Annotated in this window: 23 protein-coding genes; 15 read left to right on the top strand and 8 right to left on the bottom strand. The window is 65.8% G+C overall.

The genetic code is table 11. The annotated features are described in order from the left end of the window. Nucleotides 1–1,326, bottom strand: a complete 1,326-nt coding sequence (mnmE, locus tag CLG96_RS04830) for a tRNA uridine-5-carboxymethylaminomethyl(34) synthesis GTPase MnmE (protein WP_243395610.1) — start codon at nt 1,324–1,326, stop codon at nt 1–3. After that, nucleotides 1,323–1,559 carry a DUF6489 family protein gene (locus CLG96_RS04835; RefSeq protein ID WP_107966853.1) on the bottom strand — a complete coding sequence of 79 codons (237 nt, stop codon included), beginning with the start codon at nt 1,557–1,559 and terminating at the stop codon, nt 1,323–1,325. The genes mnmE and CLG96_RS04835 overlap by 4 nt, the downstream gene beginning before the upstream one ends. 63 nt (nt 1,560–1,622) lie before the next feature. On the opposite strand from CLG96_RS04835, the gene CLG96_RS04840 reads away from it, so the two are divergent. The 3 genes from CLG96_RS04840 to CLG96_RS04850 are packed head-to-tail and all read left to right on the top strand — an operon-like array spanning nt 1,623 to nt 3,769. Then, nucleotides 1,623–2,072 (top strand): methylated-DNA--[protein]-cysteine S-methyltransferase, encoded by a 450-nt coding sequence (locus CLG96_RS04840; protein ID WP_107966649.1) that lies wholly within the window; start codon nt 1,623–1,625, stop codon nt 2,070–2,072. 4 nt (nt 2,073–2,076) lie between these two features. Further along, a complete protein-coding gene (locus CLG96_RS04845; protein ID WP_107966650.1) occupies nt 2,077–2,775 on the top strand; it encodes a dienelactone hydrolase family protein in 699 nt (232 codons plus the stop codon). A 10-nt stretch (nt 2,776–2,785) separates the two neighbouring features. Next, nucleotides 2,786–3,769 (top strand): quinone oxidoreductase family protein, encoded by a 984-nt coding sequence (locus CLG96_RS04850; protein ID WP_107966651.1) that lies wholly within the window; start codon nt 2,786–2,788, stop codon nt 3,767–3,769. Between the two features lie 114 nt (nt 3,770–3,883). Here CLG96_RS04850 and CLG96_RS04855 read toward each other — a convergent pair whose 3' ends face one another. The 4 genes from CLG96_RS04855 to hemE form a co-directional block, all read right to left on the bottom strand. Continuing rightward, nucleotides 3,884–4,555: a TerC family protein gene (locus tag CLG96_RS04855; protein ID WP_107966652.1), complete on the bottom strand. Its 672-nt coding sequence runs from the start codon at nt 4,553–4,555 to the stop codon at nt 3,884–3,886. Between the two features lie 15 nt (nt 4,556–4,570). Next, entirely contained in the window at nt 4,571–5,827 is a 1,257-nt protein-coding gene (rho, locus tag CLG96_RS04860; protein ID WP_107966653.1) for a transcription termination factor Rho, read from the bottom strand. A gap of 235 nt (nt 5,828–6,062) precedes the next feature. Further along, nucleotides 6,063–6,506: a CopD family protein gene (locus tag CLG96_RS04865; RefSeq protein ID WP_107966654.1), complete on the bottom strand. Its 444-nt coding sequence runs from the start codon at nt 6,504–6,506 to the stop codon at nt 6,063–6,065. A gap of 9 nt (nt 6,507–6,515) precedes the next feature. Beyond that, complete coding sequence (gene hemE / locus CLG96_RS04870; protein WP_107966655.1) at nt 6,516–7,577, bottom strand: uroporphyrinogen decarboxylase; 1,062 nt, start codon at nt 7,575–7,577, stop codon at nt 6,516–6,518. A 291-nt stretch (nt 7,578–7,868) separates the two neighbouring features. On the opposite strand from hemE, the gene CLG96_RS04875 reads away from it, so the two are divergent. The 9 genes from CLG96_RS04875 (at nt 7,869) to CLG96_RS04915 (ending at nt 13,526) form a co-directional block, all read left to right on the top strand. Then, complete coding sequence (locus CLG96_RS04875) at nt 7,869–8,693, top strand: pyruvate, water dikinase regulatory protein (protein ID WP_107966656.1); 825 nt, start codon at nt 7,869–7,871, stop codon at nt 8,691–8,693. Beyond that, a complete protein-coding gene (locus CLG96_RS04880; protein ID WP_207796560.1) occupies nt 8,690–9,286 on the top strand; it encodes a Maf family protein in 597 nt (198 codons plus the stop codon). The genes CLG96_RS04875 and CLG96_RS04880 overlap by 4 nt, the downstream gene beginning before the upstream one ends. Before the next feature lie 22 nt (nt 9,287–9,308). Beyond that, nucleotides 9,309–10,175: a shikimate dehydrogenase gene (gene aroE / locus CLG96_RS04885; protein ID WP_107966657.1), complete on the top strand. Its 867-nt coding sequence runs from the start codon at nt 9,309–9,311 to the stop codon at nt 10,173–10,175. A 10-nt stretch (nt 10,176–10,185) separates the two neighbouring features. Further along, nucleotides 10,186–10,827 (top strand): dephospho-CoA kinase, encoded by a 642-nt coding sequence (gene coaE, locus CLG96_RS04890; RefSeq protein WP_107966658.1) that lies wholly within the window; start codon nt 10,186–10,188, stop codon nt 10,825–10,827. Beyond that, nucleotides 10,788–11,501 (top strand): DNA polymerase III subunit epsilon, encoded by a 714-nt coding sequence (dnaQ, locus tag CLG96_RS04895; protein WP_107966659.1) that lies wholly within the window; start codon nt 10,788–10,790, stop codon nt 11,499–11,501. The genes coaE and dnaQ overlap by 40 nt, the downstream gene beginning before the upstream one ends. A gap of 64 nt (nt 11,502–11,565) precedes the next feature. Beyond that, nucleotides 11,566–12,144 carry a ribosome hibernation-promoting factor, HPF/YfiA family gene (gene hpf, locus CLG96_RS04900; protein ID WP_107966660.1) on the top strand — a complete coding sequence of 193 codons (579 nt, stop codon included), beginning with the start codon at nt 11,566–11,568 and terminating at the stop codon, nt 12,142–12,144. 56 nt (nt 12,145–12,200) lie between these two features. After that, nucleotides 12,201–12,668, top strand: coding sequence for a PTS sugar transporter subunit IIA (locus CLG96_RS04905; protein ID WP_107966855.1), 468 nt, complete (start codon nt 12,201–12,203; stop codon nt 12,666–12,668). After that, a complete protein-coding gene (locus CLG96_RS04910) occupies nt 12,665–13,000 on the top strand; it encodes a DUF1491 family protein (protein ID WP_107966661.1) in 336 nt (111 codons plus the stop codon). The genes CLG96_RS04905 and CLG96_RS04910 overlap by 4 nt, the downstream gene beginning before the upstream one ends. 46 nt (nt 13,001–13,046) lie before the next feature. Then, nucleotides 13,047–13,526, top strand: a complete 480-nt coding sequence (locus CLG96_RS04915; protein ID WP_107966662.1) for an MmcB family DNA repair protein — start codon at nt 13,047–13,049, stop codon at nt 13,524–13,526. Here CLG96_RS04915 and CLG96_RS04920 read toward each other — a convergent pair. Continuing rightward, nucleotides 13,523–14,110: an ankyrin repeat domain-containing protein gene (locus tag CLG96_RS04920; RefSeq protein ID WP_243395611.1), complete on the bottom strand. Its 588-nt coding sequence runs from the start codon at nt 14,108–14,110 to the stop codon at nt 13,523–13,525. The genes CLG96_RS04915 and CLG96_RS04920 overlap by 4 nt on opposite strands. A 106-nt stretch (nt 14,111–14,216) precedes the next feature. Between CLG96_RS04920 and CLG96_RS04925 the strand changes: the two genes are divergently transcribed. Genes CLG96_RS04925 through CLG96_RS04935 form a run of 3 tightly spaced genes read left to right on the top strand, consistent with a single transcriptional unit; the run spans nt 14,217 to nt 15,965 of the window. Then, a complete protein-coding gene (locus tag CLG96_RS04925; RefSeq protein WP_107966664.1) occupies nt 14,217–14,825 on the top strand; it encodes an SCO family protein in 609 nt (202 codons plus the stop codon). Next, nucleotides 14,822–15,268, top strand: coding sequence for a YcgN family cysteine cluster protein (locus CLG96_RS04930; RefSeq protein WP_107966665.1), 447 nt, complete (start codon nt 14,822–14,824; stop codon nt 15,266–15,268). Before CLG96_RS04925 ends, CLG96_RS04930 begins: the two co-directional genes overlap by 4 nt. Before the next feature lie 49 nt (nt 15,269–15,317). Beyond that, entirely contained in the window at nt 15,318–15,965 is a 648-nt protein-coding gene (locus tag CLG96_RS04935; protein WP_107966856.1) for a M48 family metallopeptidase, read from the top strand. On the opposite strand, the gene CLG96_RS04940 is transcribed toward CLG96_RS04935, so the two are convergent. Beyond that, the gene (locus CLG96_RS04940) at nt 15,941–18,013 is read right to left on the bottom strand and encodes a transglycosylase domain-containing protein (protein WP_107966666.1); all 2,073 of its coding nucleotides are present in this window, start codon (nt 18,011–18,013) and stop codon (nt 15,941–15,943) included. The two genes, CLG96_RS04935 and CLG96_RS04940, sit on opposite strands and share 25 nt — an antisense overlap. Nucleotides 18,014–18,016 lie beyond the last annotated feature (3 nt).

Below are 18,016 nucleotides of genomic sequence, written 5' to 3' on the forward strand. Positions count from 1 at the left end.
TCATTTGCCGATGCAAAATGCGCCGAACAGCCGGTCGAGCATATCCTCCACGCCCGCCCGTCCGGTAAGTCGATCGAGCGCGCTCCGGGCAAGGCGCAGCGCCTCACCCCATAGGATCATGTCCTCCGTCCCGCGTAGCAGCGCCAATGCCTCGACGCATTCCGCCAGAGCCTCGCGCTGGCGCCGATTGAGCGCCACCATATCTTCGCGTGGCAACAGCGCGGCGGCGCGCTCGCGCAGCATCTCGCCGAGCCGCGTCATGCCCATGCCGCTGCGCGCGGAAACCGATATGTCCGCGCCGGCCGGTGCCCCTTCCCTGCCCGGCTCGTCGGCGCGCGGATGGACGATGATCGCCCGACCGCGATCGGGGCAAGCCTGCGGATCATCGAGCCACAATAGGATGTCGGCGGACAGGAGCGCGGCACGGGCGCGATCGACGCCGATCCGCTCAATCTCCTCCTCGCCCTCACGCAGGCCCGCCGTGTCGATCAGCAGGAAGGCCGTGCCGCCGATCGCGACCGGCGCCTCGATGATATCGCGGGTCGTGCCCGCGATCGGCGAGGTGATTGCCGCCTCACGCTCGACCAGCGCGTTGAACAGCGTCGACTTGCCCGCATTGGGCGATCCCGCAAGCACTACCCTTATACCGTCGCGCAGCCGCTCCGCCGGCGGCTGGGCAAGACGCCCCGCCAGCTCCTCCGCCAAGTCGAGGATGGTGCGACGCACCATATCCTCTTCCTCGCGCACATCATCTTCATCGGCAAAGTCGAGCATCGCCTCGATCCGCGCAGAGGCATCGAGCAGTCGCATCCGCCATCCCTCGACCGCACGGCTAAGGCCCCCTTCCGCCAGCGCCAGCGCATTGCGCCGCTGCGTCTCCGTCTCGGCGGCGAGCAGATCCGCCAGCCCCTCCGCCTCGGCGAGATCGATCCGACCATTGGCGAAAGCGCGGCGGGTAAATTCGCCCGCAACCGCCGGGCGTAGCCCTTCCAGCCGGCCGAGCGCGGCAAGCACGGCCGCCACCACCGATCGGCCGCCATGGAGATGGAGCTCCGCAAGATCCTCGCCGGTCGCAGTCGCCGGCCCCGGAAACCAGAGGATCAGCGCCTGATCGAGCAGCGCCCCGTCCGCAGGATCGCGCAACCGGGCAAGGCTCGCCCGGCGCGGCGGCGGCACCCTCCCCGCAAGTGCCGCGAGCGCATCGCTTGCGGCCGCACCGCTGATCCGCACGATGGCGACGGCCGCTGGGGGCTGGCCACTCGAAAGCGCGAAGATCGTATCGCCCGCATCGCCGAAGCCTCCCGGCGCGGAGCGCTTCAGGGTCACGTCTTCGAAAGGCCGGTCATCTGCTCGATCACCTGCCGCCAGATGTTCATGCCGGCCTCGCCCATCGGCGCCCAGCTCCGCATCAGCTTCTCGATGGAATCGGGCGTGATACCTTCGTCGATCGTGCGCTTCAGCTTGTCGAGATAGATGTCGTGGATCGGCGCCATGTCGGGAAGACCCATGAAACGGCGGGCTTCCTCGGGCGTGCAATCGACATCGACCGTGACTTTCATGCCCACCATCCTCTCTTGAGCAATCTCGCTTCCGATTGGTAAAGCCTAAGCGAGGAAGCGTCCATGGCACAGATCCGCATCGTATCTCCCATCGGCCCGATCCTGCTCGTCGCCGAGCGGGACAGGCTGAGCGCAATCCGGATCGGGGCTCCACCAGGCGAGGATAGTCCGGATCTGCTGCTGCGCGAAGCCGCGGCGCAGATCGACGCCTATTTCGCCGGGCGGCTGCGGCATTTCGATCTGCCGCTCGTCCCTTGCGCCACGGAGCGCGGGGCGGCGCTGCGCGATGCGCTGATCGCCATCCCCTATGGCCAAACGATGAGCTATGGCGCGGTGGCACGCATCGCCGGCTCCGGACCGCGAGCCATCGGCCAGGCCTGCCGCCGCAATCCCCTGCCGATCATCGTCCCTTGCCATCGCATCGTCGCGAGCAACGGCATAGGCAATTATTCGGCGGGCCAGGGGATAGACACGAAAATATGGCTGATCGGCCATGAACGGATGGGAGACTGAGTTTATGGGCACGACGATCGACATTGCGGCGCTCGACGGCAGCGGCAGCTTCGCCACTTATATTGCCGAGCCGGAGGGCACGCCCAAGGCGGCGATCATCGTGATCCAGGAGATTTTCGGGGTCAATCCAGGTATCCGCGCCAAGGCGGACAAATGGGCGAAGGAAGGCTATCTCGCGCTCGCGCCCGACATGTTCTGGCGCTTCGCCCCCGGCCTCAGCCTCGATCCGGACGTTCCGGAGGAAATGAACCAAGCCTTTGATATTCGTACAAATTTTGATGCAGACAAAGGCGTTCAGGATATCGAGGCGGTGATCCGCGTCGCGCGCAAGCGTGTCGGCGGCGGCAAGGTCGGCATCGTCGGCTACTGTATGGGCGGCCGCATGGCCTATCTCAGCGCGACGCGCACCGATGTCGATGCCAGCGTCGGCTATTATGGCGCGAGAATAGCGGAGGCGATCCGCGAGGCGCATGCCATTGCCAATCCGCTGATGCTGCACTTTGCCGGCCAGGATGGCTTCATCCCGCCCGAGCAGCTGGCGATCATCCATGCGGCGCTGGACGACAACGCCCATGTCATCATCCACGAATATCCCGGCGTCGATCATGGCTTCGCGACCGAGACGGGCAAGCGCCGCAACGATGCTGCGGCCGAATTGGCCGACAGCCGCACCCGCGCCTTCTTCGCCGAACATCTCGCCTGAGGATCCCCACATGGCCGACGATTTCCGCCTGATCTTCCGCCGCACCGGCGGACCCGAGGTGATCGAGCGCGAGGCGATCGAAATGCCTCCCCTGCCCGGCCCGGGTGAAGCCATGGTCCGTCACACTGCCGTCGGCCTCAACTTCATCGATATCTATTATCGCAAGGGCCTCTATCCCGCATCGCTGCCGAGCGGCCTCGGCACCGAAGCGGCAGGCGTGATCGAAGCGGTGGGTGAAGGCGTGAGCGATCTCGCGCCCGGCCAGCGCGTCGCCTATGCCGGCGGCCCGCTCGGCGCCTATACGACGGTACGGGCATTACCTGCCGAGCAGCTCGTTCCCCTGCCCGATGCGATCGACGATCGAACCGCTGCCGCGGCGATGCTGAAGGGGCTCACCGCCGACTATCTGGTCGGGCGCTGCAGCCGCATCCAGGCGGGGCAGACGGCGCTGGTCCATGCCGCAACGGGCGGCGTCGGCTCGATCCTCGTCCAGTGGCTGAAGCATCTCGGCGTAACCGTGATCGCCCATGCCGGGACGGCTGCCAAGGCGGAACAGGCCAAGGCGCTGGGCGCGGACCATGCGCTTTCCTGTCCCTTCGATGATCTGGCTGCCACTGTGCGCGAGCTGACGGACGGGCGCGGCGTGGACGTCGTCTATGATGGCGTCGGCGCGGCAAGCTGGCAGGCTTCGCTCGGCTCGGCCGCGACGCTCGGGCTGTTGATAAGCTATGGCAATGCCTCGGGGCCCGTTCCGCCCGTTTCGCCACTGGAACTCACCAAGGCCGGATCGATCTTCCTCACGCGGCCGACGCTGGCCCATTATGTCGCGACGCGCGCCGACCGGCTTGCGGCGGCCGACCGGCTGTTCCAGGTCATCGCTAGCGGGGCGGTAAAGATCGGCATAGGACAGGATTTTCCGCTCGCCGAGGCCGCCCAGGCCCAGGAAGCGCTGGCAGCGCGCAGGACGACCGGCTCGACCATCCTGCTGCCCTGAGGCCGCTTCGCTTAGAGCATGTCGTGATTAGATCTAATCACGACATGCTCTAATTCTCCTTTGTTTCCCGCATTTTCCGAGCCGTCAGGCGATTCCGCCTGACTTGAAAACGCTTTAGCCGACGAGCCTCAGCAGGCCCACTTCCGGATTGACGATGCCGTCATAGATCATCTTGCCCGCGACATAGAGGATCACGATCAGGCCGACATAGGCGATCCAGCGATGGCGCTCGATCACCTTGGCGAGCAGGTTCGCCGCCACGCCCATCAGCGCGACCGACAGGATCAGGCCCACCACCAATATGCCGGGATGCTCGCGCGCGGCACCGGCGACCGCGAGCACATTGTCCAGGCTCATGCTGACATCGGCCACTGCGACCGCCCAGGCGGCCTGGGCGAAGCTCTTGGCAGGGGCAACGCCGGAATATTCGTCGCCTTCCACCTCAGGCGATCCCCCCGCGGTCTCGGCGGGATGCAGCTCGCGATACATTTTCCAGGAAACCCATAGCAGCAGCAGCCCGCCGGCGAAGACGAGGCCTACGATCTGCAGCAATTGAGAGACGAGCAGCGCGAATATGATGCGCAGCACGAGCGCAGCAATTATGCCGATCAGGATCACTTTGCGGCGCTGGACCGCCGGCAATCCAGCCGCCAGCGCGCCGACGACGATGGCATTGTCGCCCGCCAGCATCACGTCGATCATCAGCACCTGGCCGAATGCCGCAATCGCCGAAGGGGAACCGAGATTCGCGAAATCGGCGGCGATACTTTGCCAGATGTCGAACATGATGGCCTTTCGTCCTTACTGGTTCATCGAATCGAAGAAATCTTCGTTCGTCTTGGAATCCTTCATCTTGTCGAGCAGGAATTCCATCGCGTCGATCGTGCCCATCTGCATCAGGATGCGGCGCAGCACCCACATCTTGGAAAGCTTGCCCTTGTCGACGAGCAATTCTTCCTTGCGCGTGCCGGACTTGCCGACATCCATCGCCGGGAAGATGCGCTTGTCCGCCACCTTGCGGTCGAGCACGATTTCCGAATTGCCGGTGCCCTTGAACTCCTCGAAGATCACCTCGTCCATGCGGCTGCCGGTGTCGATCAGCGCGGTCGCGATGATCGAAAGCGAACCGCCCTCCTCGATGTTGCGCGCTGCACCGAAGAAGCGCTTCGGCCGCTGCAGCGCATTGGCGTCGACACCGCCCGTCAGCACCTTGCCCGAAGACGGCACCACCGTGTTGTAGGCGCGGCCCAGACGGGTGATCGAATCGAGCAGGATCACCACATCCTTCTTATGCTCGACGAGGCGCTTGGCCTTCTCGATCACCATTTCGGCGACCTGCACATGGCGCTGCGCCGGCTCGTCGAAAGTGGAGGAGATGACCTCGCCCTTCACCGATCGCTGCATGTCGGTCACTTCCTCCGGCCGCTCGTCGATCAGCAGCACGATCAGGAAGACTTCCGGATGATTGTCGGTGATCGCCTTGGCGATATTCTGGAGCAGCACGGTCTTGCCGACGCGCGGCGGCGCCACGATCAGCGAGCGCTGGCCCTTGCCCTGCGGCGAGACGATGTCGATCACGCGCGCCGACTTGTCCTTGACGGTCGGATCGAGCGTATCGAGCCGCAGCTTCTCTTCCGGATAGAGCGGCGTGAGATTGTCGAAATTGACGCGATGGCGGACGACCGAGGGATCGTCGAAATTGACCGCGGTGAGCTTGGTCAGCGCAAAATAGCGCTCGCCATCCTTGGGCTCGCGAATCTCGCCTTCCACCGTGTCGCCCGTGCGCAGGCCGAATTTGCGGACCTGGTTGGGCGAGACATAGATGTCGTCGGGGCCGGCGAGATAATTGGCCTCGGGCGAGCGCAGGAAGCCGAATCCGTCGGGCAGCACCTCGATCGTGCCGAGGCCCATAATCTGCTCGCCATTTTCTGCCTGCACCTTCAGGATCGCGAACATCAGATCCTGCTTGCGCAGCGTCGATGCGCCCTCGACGCCCAGTTCCTCGGCCATGGCGACCAGTTCGGCGGGGGTCTTCTTCTTGAGGTCCTTGAGATGCATGGCGGGTATTCCTGGGGAAAGCAGAGGCGGCTGAGCGCGGGAAATCATGCTTTTTGGAGACAGCTTTTCACGCGAACGGTGAAGGCCGATAGCGAGCCGTTACGGACGGGCTCGACGCAAGTCAAGCACGGCCGCCGCGGCGGAAAAGAACGCACCGGGCATATAAGGATCATCCCCCCCTGCCGGATGCGGGCCACGATATCGCTATTTTCGCGCCATCGCTACCTGCAGACGCTCAGAAGGGCCTGACGATCACCAGAATCACGATCACCGCGGTTGCGATTCCCGGAATTTCGTTCATCCAGCGCAACGCCTTGTCGCTCGCCGGGCGATAGCCGCGGGCGAGCTTCCTGCCATAGCCGACCGCCCAGCCATGATAGGCCGAAAGCGCGATCACCGCGGCGAGCTTCGCATGGAACCAGCCTTCGCTGAACGCGCCGATATTGAATGCGAGCGCGAGGCCGAAAATCCATACCAGGATCATCGCCGGCGTGATGATGATGGTCCGCAGCCGCCGCTCGCGTTCCACCCACAGCCGATCCTCGGCCGATCCGGGCACGACCGGCTGATGATAGATGTAGAAGCGCGGCAGCATGAAGAGCCCCGCGATCCAGAAGATCACGAAGATCAGATGCGCGGCCTTCACCCAGAGATAGGATGCCCCGAGAAATCCTTCCATCCCCCGCCCCTAACGCCTGCGAACCAGCTCCAGCAACCGCTCGACATGCGCGATGGGCGCGTCGGGCAATATGCCATGGCCGAGATTGAACACATGCGGGCGGCCTGCGAAAGCCCCCCTGATCCGCGCGACCGCCTGTTCGAGCGCTTCACCGCCCGTGATCAACGCCAGAGGATCAAGATTGCCCTGCACCGGCAGCCCTTCCGGCAACGCGCGATCGGCCCATATGGGATCGACCGTCTCGTCGAGCCCGATCGCGTCCACGCCTGTCTCGCGCGCATAGGCGCCGATCTTGCCGCCCGCGCCCTTGGGAAAGCCGATGATCGGCGTTTCGGGATGGCGCGCGCGCAGCCGCTCGACGATCCGCGCGGTCGGCTCGATCACCCACCGTTCGAATTGCACCGGCGCGAGGCTGCCCGCCCAGCTATCGAATAGCTGCACGGCATGGACGCCGGCCGCGATCTGGCCGGACAGATAATCGACCGTGCTTTCCACGATCGCATCGATGATCGCGCCGAATCCCGCCGGATCGCGATAGGCTGCGCGACGAGCCTCCGCCTGCTCGCGGCTGCCCTGCCCCGCCACCATATAGGTCGCGACCGTCCAGGGACTGCCAGCGAAGCCGAGAAAGGTCGTTTCGGGTGGGAGCGTCGCCGCCACGCGCCGCACCGTCTCATAGACGGGAGACAGGCGCTCGGGCACGCGCACAAGGCTCTCCAGCGTCGCATCGATCAGCGCCGGAGTGAGCCGAGGTCCCTCGCCCGTCCCGAACGTCAGATCCTGGCCCAGCGCATGGGGAATGACGAGAATGTCGGAAAAGAGGATCGCGCCGTCGAATCCGAAGCGGCGGATCGGCTGGAGCGTCACCTCCGCCGCGGCTGCGCTGTCATGGACGAGCTCGAGGAATCCACCCTTTTCGGCCCTCAACGCGCGATATTCGGGGAGATAACGGCCGGCCTGGCGCATCAGCCAGACGGGTGGAGGATCGCGACGCTGCCCCCGGAGAACATCCAGAAGGGGGCGGTCCGGTCCGGCGCTCAAAGGCGCGATACCGTTCGGAACGGACTCCATCTTCTATTCCTTAAAAGAGATTCAAATGAATCTGTTGCAGGTTGTTGGTCGGCTGGAGCCGGGGTTTATTCACGACTCGCGGGCTTGCCAACAGCTTGACTCCCTGACTCATCCGATGACTCCCTGAGTCCCGTCCGGGATTCCCATTATCCACAGGCTGGGGAAAATCCGGATGTCTTGTGGAAAAGTCCGGAAAATGAATCGGCAAGCCGGGCATGAATCGCCTGCTTGTATGGATGGGCCGGGTTCCGCTAGCGCTTCCCCCATGGTTATCCACAGCTTCACCCACCCCTGATGCGCCTGCACCTTCATCTGCTGTCGGATTCCACCGGCGAAACGCTGGAGGCGATCGCCAAGGCGGGGCTCGCTCAGTTCGAGGGCGTCCAGACGATCAAGCATTTCTGGCCGATGGTGCGCTCGGAAGGGCATCTCGATCGGGTGATGGCCGAAATCTTCCAGCGGCCGGGGCTCGTCATCTACACGCTTGTCAATCCGGACGTGCGGCGGAAGCTGGAGGCGCGCTGCCTTGCCACCGGAATGCCCTGCGTCGCAGCCCTCGATCCGGTGATGGATGCGCTGTCGCGCCTGTTGGGGCAGAAGGCGGTGGCGCGGCCGGGGCGGCAACATATGCTCGATGCCGCTTATTTCGCCCGGGTCGAGGCGATTCACTTCACCATTGCGCATGATGACGGCATTGCCGCCGAGGATTGGGAGGAGGCGGATGTCGTGCTGGCCGGCGTGTCGCGCTCGTCCAAGACGCCGACCGCAATCTATCTCGCCAATCGCGGCTACAAGACGGCGAATATCCCGCTGGTGCCCGAAGCCCCGCCGCCGCGCTCGCTCTACACGCTCCGGCATCCGCTCGTCGTCGGGCTCACCACCAGCCCCGACCGGCTGATCCAGATCCGGCGCAACCGGCTGCTCTCGCTCAACCAGGCGCCCGAGACCGCCTATGTCGATCAGGAGGCGGTCGCCGCCGAGCTCGCCTTCGCCCGACGCATTTTTTCCGATCATGGCTGGCCGGTGATCGACGTCACGCGCCGTTCGATCGAGGAGACGGCGGCCGCGATCATCAATCTGGTGCAGGAACATCGCCCGATGGAGAATGGATTGTGACGTTGATCCTCGCCTCGCGTTCGTTCGCCCGGCGCGCCATGCTCGATGCGGCGGGCGTGCCGCATGTGGCGATGGCGCCGGGGGTCGACGAGGATACGGCCAAGGCGGCGATGCGCGCCGAAGGGCTCGATCCCCGCGCGCTCGCCGATGCATTGGCGGAACTGAAGGCGGTCAAGCTGTCGCGCCGCCATCCGGGCGATCTGGTGCTCGGCTGCGATCAGATGCTGGCGACGGCCGAGGGCGGGACGCTCGACAAGCCGGAAAGCCGGGAACAGGCCGCCGATCAGCTTCGTGGGCTTCGCGGCAAGACGCATCGGCTGATCAGCGCGGCGGTGGTGTGCGAGGCGGGCGCGCCGATCTGGCGCCATGTCGATGTGGCGAAGCTCAGCGTCCGGTCATTTTCCGATGCCTTTCTGGAACGCTATCTCGACGCGGAATGGCCCGCGATCGGCGGCTGTGTCGGCGCCTATCGGTTGGAGGGGCTGGGCGCGCAGCTTTTTTCCCGGATCGAGGGCAGCCATTTCACCATTCTCGGCCTGCCGCTCCTGCCGCTGATGGACTGGCTGAGGCTCAGGGGCGTGCTGGAGGCGTGATCGGATGGTAAGGGCCGATCCCATGACCATCCTTCCCCCTTCCGCCGGCGTGATCGGCTGGCCCATCGCGCAGAGCAAATCGCCGCTGATCCATCGCTTCTGGCTCGCCCGGCTCGGGCTCGACGGCGATTATGGCCGCTTTCCCGTCCAGCCTGCGCGGCTCGGCGAGGCGATCCGCGCGTTGCCCGCGCTCGGCCTGCGCGGCGTGAACGTCACCGCGCCGCACAAGGAAGCGGTGATCCCCTTTCTCGACCGGCTCGATCCCGTCGCCGAACGGATCGGTGCGGTGAACACCATCCGCGTCGAGGAGGATGGCATGCTTGCCGGCTATAATACCGACGCCGCCGGCTTTCTCGAGCCGCTCCGGCCCTTATTGGCCGAGCGCCATCTGTTCCGCATGGCGCGGATCATCGGCACGGGCGGCGCGGCGCTGGCGATCGCCCATGCGCTGTGGAGCGAGGGTTTCGCCATCGTCATGGTCGGCCGCGATCCGGAAAAGACGCGCAGGCTCCGCGCGAGCGTCGATCCGGCGGAGGGGCCGAACAGTTTCACCGCTTCGCTCGAATCCTTCGCCGAGCCGCTCGATTTTGCCTGGGACGACCGTAGCGGCGTGCTCGACCTGCTCGTCAACGCGACTTCGCTCGGCATGAAGGGCTTTCCGCCTCTCCCGATCGATTTCTCGCATGTGCCGCCGGGCGCGCATGTTTATGACGCGGTCTATGCGCCGCTCGAAACGCCGCTGCTGGCGGAAGCGAAGCTGCGCGGCCATCCGGTGATCGACGGGCTTTCGATGCTGATCGGCCAGGCAGCGCAGGCTTTCGAGCTGTTCTTCGGCGCGCCGCCGCCGCGCGAGCATGATGCCGAGCTTCGCGCGCTGCTGACCGCGTGAAGCCCGCGCGATGATCATGCTCGGCCTCACCGGCTCGATCGGCATGGGCAAATCGACCGTCGCGGCGATGTTTCGCAAGCTCGGCGTGCCCGTCTTCGATGCCGATGCCGAGGTGCACCGGCTTCAGGGCCCGGGTGGCGCGCTGCTCGCTGCGATCGAGGCGCTCCATCCCGGCACGACCGGCGAGAAGGGTGTCGACCGCGCGCGACTCGGCCAGGCGGTGTTGGGCGACAGGGCCGCGCTCGCCCGGCTGGAAAGGCTGATCCATCCGGCCGTGGCGAAGGCTCGCCGCGCCTTCATCCGCCGCCATCGGGCCAAGTCCTTGCTGGTGCTCGATATTCCCTTGCTGTTCGAAAAGGGCGGCTGGCGCGATGTCGATGCGGTTGCGGTCGTCTCCGCGCCCGCTTGGATGCAGCGCAGGCGCGTGCTGGCGCGGCCGGGCATGAGCGAGGCCAGGCTCGCCCGCATCCGCGCGCTTCAGACGCCCGATCGGGAGAAGCGCCGGCGCGCCGATTTCCTGATCGAGACGGGAGTTTCGCGCGCCGAAACCAATGCGGCGGTTCGCAGACTCGTCGCTTGCCTCCGGGCGCGGGGAGTCCGATATTCCCGCTCATGCGTGAGATCGTCTTCGATACGGAAACAACCGGCCTGAGTCCCGAACGGGGCGACAGGCTGGTCGAGATAGGCTGCGTCGAGCTGGTCAACCGGGTGGAAACCGGGCGGCATTTCCACGCTTATTTCAATCCCGAACGCTCCATGCCGAGCGAGGCGGAGGCGGTGCATGGCCTTTCCTCCATCTTCCTGTCGGACAAGTCCCTTTTCGCCGACAAGGTGGAGGAGCTGCTGGAGTTTATCGGCGAAAGCCCACTCGTCGCGCATAATGCGACCTTCGATTTCGGCTTCCTCAACTGGGAGCTTTCCGCCTGCGGCCGTCCTCCCGTTTGCATGACGCGGATGGTGGATACGCTGGCGCTCGCGCGCACGCGCCATCCCGGCGCCAAGCACAGTCTGGACGCGCTGTGCAGCCGTTACGGCATCGATCGCAGCCATCGTGTCAAGCATGGCGCGCTGCTCGACGCCCAGCTTTTGGCGCAGCTTTATGTGGAGCTCACCGGCGGGCGCCAGATCGGCTTCGCGCTCAAGGCGGAAGAGCCGGTCGTTGCCATTGCGTCGGTTGCTGCCGAGGCCGTTTCCGTGCCACGGCCCGTGCGTCCGCCGCGCCCGCATGCGGCCTCGGCGGAGGAACTTGCCCGCCACGCCGCCTTTGTATCCAAGCTGTCCGATCCGCTCTGGGTCGGCATGGTTGGAAATGATGTCATGGCTTGACCGAGCCAATTCTGGCCCGGGTGCCTTTGCCTCGCAGCCATGACGATGAAGAGGAGAACTGAAGATGGATATCCGGGTCTCTGGTCATCAGGTCGATACGGGTGATGCGTTGCGTCAGCATGTCGGGGATCGTCTCCAGTCGCTCTCCGAGAAATATTTTTCGCGAAGCATCTCGGCCCATGTGACCTTTGGGCAAGGGCCCCATGCCAGCTTCACCTGCGATATCGTTGCCCATGTCATGCAGGGCCTGCTGCTCAAGGCGTCCGCCCAGGCGGGCGAGGCGCATCCCGCTTTCGATCTGGCCGCGGCCAAGATCGAAAATCAGCTTCGCCGCTATATGAACCGGCTGAAAGACCGGCAGTCCAACGCCGCTGCCACGCTGGACAACATCGCGGCCAATGCGGGCTACACCGTCTTTCAGGCCGTGTCGGATGAGGAGGATGTGGCAGGCGATCATCCGGTGATCATCGCGGAAACGCGCGTCGACGTGCCCGATGCCAGCGTATCCGATGCGGTGATGATGCTGGATCTGCGCAATACGACCGCGCTTTTGTTCCGCAATTCGGGTACGGGCGCGTTCAACATGGTCTATCGCCGTAACGATGGCACGATAGGCTGGGTCGAGCCGCAGCGCGCTGCTTGACCGCTTTTTCCGGGTGGGGGGCACCAGCCCGCCACCCGGGCGTTCTTGGAATGATCATGGATGAATTGAACGATATCCTCTCCCCCGATGCCGTGATCGCGGCGCTCACCGTCCCGAACAAGAAGACGCTCTTTCAGCAGCTTGCTTCTGCTGCGGGGCGTAATGTGGGCGTCGATCCGCGCATGGTGGTGGAACGGCTGGTGGAACGCGAGCGGCTGGGGTCGACTGGCTTCGGCGGCGGCGTCGCTATTCCCCATGGCAAGGTGGAGGGGCTCGATCGGGTTATCGGCCTGTTCGCGCGGCTCGCCCAGCCGATCGATTTTCAGGCGATCGACGACATGCCGGTTGATCTCGTCTTCCTGCTGCTCTCGCCCCCCGATGCCGGCGTCGAGCATTTGAAGGCGCTCGCCCGCGTCAGCCGGCGGCTGCGCGACCGTGCCTTTCTGGCGAAGCTGCGCGGCGCGGGGTCGGAAGACGCGCTTTACGCGCTGTTCGCCACCGGCGAGGCGCGCGACGCGGCGTGACGCCGCGCGCGACCGCCGGCCTGCTCGTCTCGGCGCTGATCCGGCGGATCGAGGCGGAAGGCGGCAATGCGATGGTGCTGGCAAAGGGCGACGCGACTGCGGGCGCGATCCTGATCGTGCTGGCCGCGCGCGGCGTCGTCACCGCCATGCTGGAACGGGTGCTGGGCCCCGATGGCTATGCCTGGACGGCGACGGGCCCGTCCGACCCTTCCGATCCCATGGCGGTTGCGGAACATATCGCGAAGCGGCGGCGCTTCGATCCCGATCTCTGGGTGGTGGAGCTGGACGCGCCCGATGCCGAGCGGATCGCGCGCGAGGTACTGGCGGGCTGAACATCCTCCCCTTTTTTTCGTTCCTGTCCTGTTCTATTGGGAAGGCATGGCGTCCACCCCCTGCTTCGATGATTCTCCGTTGGTGGCGGGGGATGTGGCGCGCGGCGTCGCCCGGCTTTTCTACCGCCAGGATCTGGTGGCGCTGTGCGAAGTGCCGCTGGGCAATGGCCGGCGCGCCGACATCATGGCGCTCGATGCCAAGGGCCGCGTGACGATCGTCGAGATAAAGGTTTCGCGCGCCGATCTGCGCGGTGATGCCAAATGGCCGGATTATCTGGATTATTGCGACCGCTTCTTCTGGGCGGTGCCGGCCGGCTTTGACCTGGCACCGTTCGAGGAGCCTGGTTTCCGGCCCGAGATCGCCGGGCTGATCGTCGCCGATCGCTATGATGCCGCGATATTGCGCGAGCCGGCGCTGAGGCCGCTTTCCGCCGCCCGCCGCAAGACCGAGACCTTGCGCTTCGCCCGTGGCGCCGCCCGGCGCCTGCTGGGCGGGCTCGATCCGGGGCTGGCCGGGCTGGATTAGAGCGTCGGTCCGGCCGGCTTGGCCGCGGGCTTGGTCTTGTTCTCGTCGATCAGCTTCAGGATCGCGGCCGAGCGCCTGTCTTCCGCCGCATAGTCGCGCGCGCTCTTGCCGGCGACGCGGTCGGGCAGCGCGGGATCGGCGCCGCCGGCGAGCAGCAGGCGCACGCTCATCAGATCATGCTGCTGCACCGCCAGGATCAGCGGCGTTTCGCCGCGATTATTGGCCAGATTGGGATTGGCGCGCGTGGCGAGCAGCACGCGCATCCCTTCCGGCCAGCCGATCTGCGCGGTGATTGCGAGCGGGGTCGTGCCCTCATTGTCGCGCGCGTCCGGCCTGGCGCCGCGATCGATCAGGAAGGCCAGCCATTGCAGGTCGCGCCGCTTGACGACGATGTGCAGTGCCGTCTCGCCGGTCGAATAATCCTTGGTGTTCAGCACGGGCGAGCCGGGCTTGTCGAGGAAGGGCATCACCTTGGCGCCGTCGCGGTCGCGCACCGCCTTCAGGAAATTGTAGCTGTCGGAAAATTGCGCCGTCGCCGGCATGGCGGCGAACAGGGCCAGCCCCGCCGCCAAGGATGCGATCATCCGCCGATTGGCAAATAAGCGCGCAACACCCATATTCATTCTGCCCCGTTTCTTCGGCGGAGCATCCCGTCCGCCCTGTCCCTTGCATGGGCGCGCATAGCAAAGCATGGCTGGCCGCACCATGAACAATAGCCTTTTCTTCCGCCTTCTTGCCGCCTGTTGCCTGATGGGCGCAGGGCTTTCCGCATGCGGGCGGGAGACGCCGCCGCTCGCCGGCGCCAAGATCGGCGGGCCCTTCACGCTCACCGATCAGGACGGCCGGCGTGTCAGCGACAGCCAGTTCGCCGGCCGCTATCGGCTGGTCTATTTTGGCTATACCTATTGCCCCGATGTCTGCCCGCTCGACGTGCAGAATCTCGCGCTCGGCCTGAAACAGCTGGAAGAGAGCGATCCTGGCAAGGCGGAGAAGATCCAGCCGATCTTCATCAGCATCGATCCCGCGCGCGATACGCCTGAGGTGCTCAAGCAGTTCGTTTCCGCCTTTCACCCCCGCCTGATCGGCTTGACCGGCACGGAGGCGGAGATCGCTACGGTCGCGAAGGAATTTGCCGTCTATTATAAGAAGCAGCCGCCCGCCCCCGACACGTCGGGCTATCTTGTCGATCATTTGCGCCAGGCGATGCTGTTCGGTCCCAAAGGCGAGCCGCTCGCGCTGATCCCGCAGGAAGAAGGCGCCGAGCCGATCGCCGCCGAACTCGCCCGGTGGACGAAATGACGACGCCCCCGCCTGGCCGCTTCTGGGAGGAAAAGACGCTCGAGCAGATGACGCGCGCCGAATGGGAATCTTTGTGCGACGGCTGCGGCAAATGCTGCCTCCACAAGCTGGAGGATGATGAGACGGGCGAGCTTTTCCCGACCAATGTCGCCTGCAAGCTGCTCAACCGCCACACGGGCCAGTGCAGCGATTATCGGCGCCGGCGCATGTTCGTGCCCGAATGCGTACGGCTGACGCCCGCCAAGCTGCGCACGCTCGACTGGCTTCCTTTCACCTGCGCCTATCGGCTGCTGGCGGAGGGCGAGAAACTGCCCGAATGGCATCCGCTGATCAGCGGCGATCCGGAATCGGTGCATCGGGCCGGTGTCTCGGTGCGCGGTTGGACGGTGTCCGAGGACGAGGCCGGCGACCTCGAATATCATATTGTCGACCGGAAGCTCTGATCTGGTCTTCGAAGGCGGCGGCCGGCGCCGGACGCTCGAGGTCCGGCGCATGGCGCAGGCGCGGCGGATAAGGCTGAGCGTCGATCCGCGCGACGGCGGGGTAAGGCTGATCCTGCCGAAACGCGCTGCGCTGCGTCAGGCCTTTCTGTGGGTCGAGGGGCAACGCGGCTGGATCGAGGCGGCGCTGGAGGCGCTGCCCCGGCCCCAGCCGATCCTGCCCGGCGGCACGATTCCCTTCATGGGCAGCCCGCTCCTGATCGATTGGGATGCGGTGCATCCCCGCGCCGTCGTTCATCAGGAGGAGAGGCTGCGGCTCGGCGGCCCGCGCGAATCCGTGGCCCCGCGCGTGCTGCGCTGGCTCCGCGCCCGGGCGGCGGCGGTGTTGGAGGAGGAGACGCGGCTGTTCGGCACGCGCGCGGGCGTCTCGATCGGCCGCGTCGCCGTCGGCGATCCGCGTGCGCGCTGGGGAAGCTGCTCGGCCTCCGGCGACATACGCTATAGCTGGCGGCTGATCCTCGCGCCGCCCGATGTGCGCGAGGCGACGGTGGCGCATGAGGTGGCGCATCGGCTGCACATGGATCACAGCCCCGATTTCCATGCTGCGGTGAGACGGTTGCTGGGCCGCGATCCGGATGCGGAACGCCGTTGGCTCAGGACCCACGGCCCCGGCCTTTACTGGCTGGGGCGTGATCCCTGAGACGGCGGGGGCGCCGCCTGCGCCGGCTTGTCGCGGTCCAGCACGTCATCCAGCCATTTCTGGTCGAGCGGCGGCGGCACGATCGCTTCGCGGCCCGGCTCGGCCGGGCTGTCGCCGGGATTGGTGGATTCCATATCCTCGGGCGGGATCACCTCGCCATTCTCGTCGATCAGATTGGCGAGCGGATCGCCGAAATAGGCTTCCGCGTCGGGCTCCAGCTCGGCCTCGGGCAAGGTCACCTGCGTCTCGAACGTCTCCGGCGACCGGTTGCTCAGCGCCGCGCGCATGAAGCTGGCGAAGGCCTGGGCCGGCGTGCGGCCGCCCTGCAGCCCGCCTACCGCCTTGGCATCGTCGCGGCCCATCCACACGCCGGCGGTGATCCCGCTCGAGAAGCCGAGGAACCAGCCATCCTTGTTCGAGGATGTGGTGCCCGTCTTGCCCGCCACCGGCCGGCCGATCTGCGCCGCGCGCGCCGTGCCGGTATTGACCGCGGTCTGGAGCAGGTCGGTCATCTCCGCCGCGACCCAGGGCGCCACGAGCACGCGGCTATTGTCCGCCTCATGCTGGTAGAGCAGCGTGCCGTCCGACGTCGTCACCTTGACGATGCCATAAGGCACCACCGCCACGCCCTTGGCCGAGACCGAGGCGAAGGCGCGCGTCATGTCGATCAGCCGCACGTCGGACGTGCCGAGCACCATCGAGGGATGGGTGTTGATCGGGGTGGTGATGCCGAAGCGGCGGGCCATATCCGCGACCGCCTGGAAACCCACCTGCTGGCCGATCTTCGCCGCGACCGTGTTGACCGAGAAGGCGAAGGCGTTGCGCAGGTCCATCGCGCCGTTGAACCGGCGGGAGCTGTTGCGCGGGCTCCAGCCGTCGATCGTCACCGGTTCGTCCACCACCGGGTCGGTCGGCTTCATCCCGTTTTCGAGCGCCGCCAGATAGACGAACAGTTTGAAGGCGGAACCCGGCTGGCGCTGCGCCTGCGTCGCGCGATTATAGATGGAGGAGACATAGTCGCGCCCGCCCACCATCGCGCGCACCGCGCCGTCGCGATCGAGCGCCACCAGCGCACCCTGCAGGCCGGCCGGCGTGTTCTGGCGGATCGCCGCATCGGCCGCGCGCTGCATCTTCGGATCGATCGTGGTCCACACGTCGATCGGCGAACTGGTCTCGTCCACCAGCGTGTCGAGCTGCGCCAGCGCCCAGTCGGTAAAGTAGCGCACGCTATTCTGTCGCGGCTCGGGGGCGAGCTTCACCTGCGCCGGCTTCGCCTCGGCGGCCTGATCGGCGGTGATGACGCCCGCATCCTGCATCACCTCGAGCACAACCTGGGCGCGGTCGACGGCGGCCTCGGCATCGGCGGTCGGCGAATAATGGGACGGCGCCTTGACGAGTCCGGCGATGATCGCGGATTCCGCCAGGCTCAGCCGGTTGCCCGGATGGCCGAAAAATTTGCGGCTCGCGGCGTCGATGCCATAGGCGCCGCCGCCGAAATAGACGCGGTTCAGATAGAGCTCCAGGATCTGCTCTTTGCTGAACTTGCGCTCCATCGCGAGCGCCAGGATCATCTCGCGGAACTTGCGCCCGAAATCATAGGCGTTGGTCAGGAATATGTTGCGCGCGATCTGCTGCGTGATCGTCGATGCGCCCTGCCAGCGCCGGCCGGTGCCCTTATTTTCCCAGGCGAACCATGTCGCGCGCGCCATGCCGATCGGATCGACGCCCGGATGCAGGTAGAAGCGACGGTCCTCCACCGCCACCATCGCATCCACCATCTCCTTGGGGATGCGATCATAGGGCAGCCAGTCGCCATAGCTCGGCCCCAGCGACACGATCACCGTGCCGTCCGCCGCGCGGACGCGGATCATCTGCCCGTTGGGGGAGGATTTCAGCGCATCATAGCCGGGCAGCGACGCCATCGCGATCATCACCGCGATGATCAGCGCGCCAAGGCCCGCAAGCCCCGTGAAGAGCAGGATCTTCAGGAAGGTTTTCATCTTGCGGGGGCGGCGCGTGCGCTTGGGCGAGGATTTGGGAGGGGCCATTTG

Source organism: Sphingomonas oleivorans, assembly GCF_003050615.1.
Taxonomy (GTDB): domain Bacteria; phylum Pseudomonadota; class Alphaproteobacteria; order Sphingomonadales; family Sphingomonadaceae; genus Sphingomonas_H; species Sphingomonas_H oleivorans.

What these genes read in the sequence shown, in the direction of transcription:
- hemE (WP_107966655.1), bottom strand. Translation starts at nt 7,577, where the DNA reads ATGGAGTCCGTTCCGAACGGTATCGCGCCTTTGAGCGCCGGACCGGAC.
- CLG96_RS04905 (WP_107966855.1), top strand. Translation starts at nt 12,201, where the DNA reads ATGGATGAATTGAACGATATCCTCTCCCCCGATGCCGTGATCGCGGCG.
- rho (WP_107966653.1), bottom strand. Translation starts at nt 5,827, where the DNA reads ATGCATCTCAAGGACCTCAAGAAGAAGACCCCCGCCGAACTGGTCGCC.
- aroE (WP_107966657.1), top strand. Translation starts at nt 9,309, where the DNA reads ATGACCATCCTTCCCCCTTCCGCCGGCGTGATCGGCTGGCCCATCGCG.
- CLG96_RS04930 (WP_107966665.1), top strand. Translation starts at nt 14,822, where the DNA reads ATGACGACGCCCCCGCCTGGCCGCTTCTGGGAGGAAAAGACGCTCGAG.
- coaE (WP_107966658.1), top strand. Translation starts at nt 10,186, where the DNA reads ATGATCATGCTCGGCCTCACCGGCTCGATCGGCATGGGCAAATCGACC.
- hpf (WP_107966660.1), top strand. Translation starts at nt 11,566, where the DNA reads ATGGATATCCGGGTCTCTGGTCATCAGGTCGATACGGGTGATGCGTTG.
- CLG96_RS04850 (WP_107966651.1), top strand. Translation starts at nt 2,786, where the DNA reads ATGGCCGACGATTTCCGCCTGATCTTCCGCCGCACCGGCGGACCCGAG.
- CLG96_RS04920 (WP_243395611.1), bottom strand. Translation starts at nt 14,110, where the DNA reads ATGATCGCATCCTTGGCGGCGGGGCTGGCCCTGTTCGCCGCCATGCCG.
- CLG96_RS04940 (WP_107966666.1), bottom strand. Translation starts at nt 18,013, where the DNA reads ATGGCCCCTCCCAAATCCTCGCCCAAGCGCACGCGCCGCCCCCGCAAG.
- CLG96_RS04840 (WP_107966649.1), top strand. Translation starts at nt 1,623, where the DNA reads ATGGCACAGATCCGCATCGTATCTCCCATCGGCCCGATCCTGCTCGTC.
- CLG96_RS04865 (WP_107966654.1), bottom strand. Translation starts at nt 6,506, where the DNA reads ATGGAAGGATTTCTCGGGGCATCCTATCTCTGGGTGAAGGCCGCGCAT.
- CLG96_RS04935 (WP_107966856.1), top strand. Translation starts at nt 15,318, where the DNA reads ATGGCGCAGGCGCGGCGGATAAGGCTGAGCGTCGATCCGCGCGACGGC.
- CLG96_RS04925 (WP_107966664.1), top strand. Translation starts at nt 14,217, where the DNA reads ATGGCTGGCCGCACCATGAACAATAGCCTTTTCTTCCGCCTTCTTGCC.
- CLG96_RS04915 (WP_107966662.1), top strand. Translation starts at nt 13,047, where the DNA reads ATGGCGTCCACCCCCTGCTTCGATGATTCTCCGTTGGTGGCGGGGGAT.
- CLG96_RS04855 (WP_107966652.1), bottom strand. Translation starts at nt 4,555, where the DNA reads ATGTTCGACATCTGGCAAAGTATCGCCGCCGATTTCGCGAATCTCGGT.
- CLG96_RS04845 (WP_107966650.1), top strand. Translation starts at nt 2,077, where the DNA reads ATGGGCACGACGATCGACATTGCGGCGCTCGACGGCAGCGGCAGCTTC.
- dnaQ (WP_107966659.1), top strand. Translation starts at nt 10,788, where the DNA reads ATGCGTGAGATCGTCTTCGATACGGAAACAACCGGCCTGAGTCCCGAA.
- CLG96_RS04835 (WP_107966853.1), bottom strand. Translation starts at nt 1,559, where the DNA reads ATGAAAGTCACGGTCGATGTCGATTGCACGCCCGAGGAAGCCCGCCGT.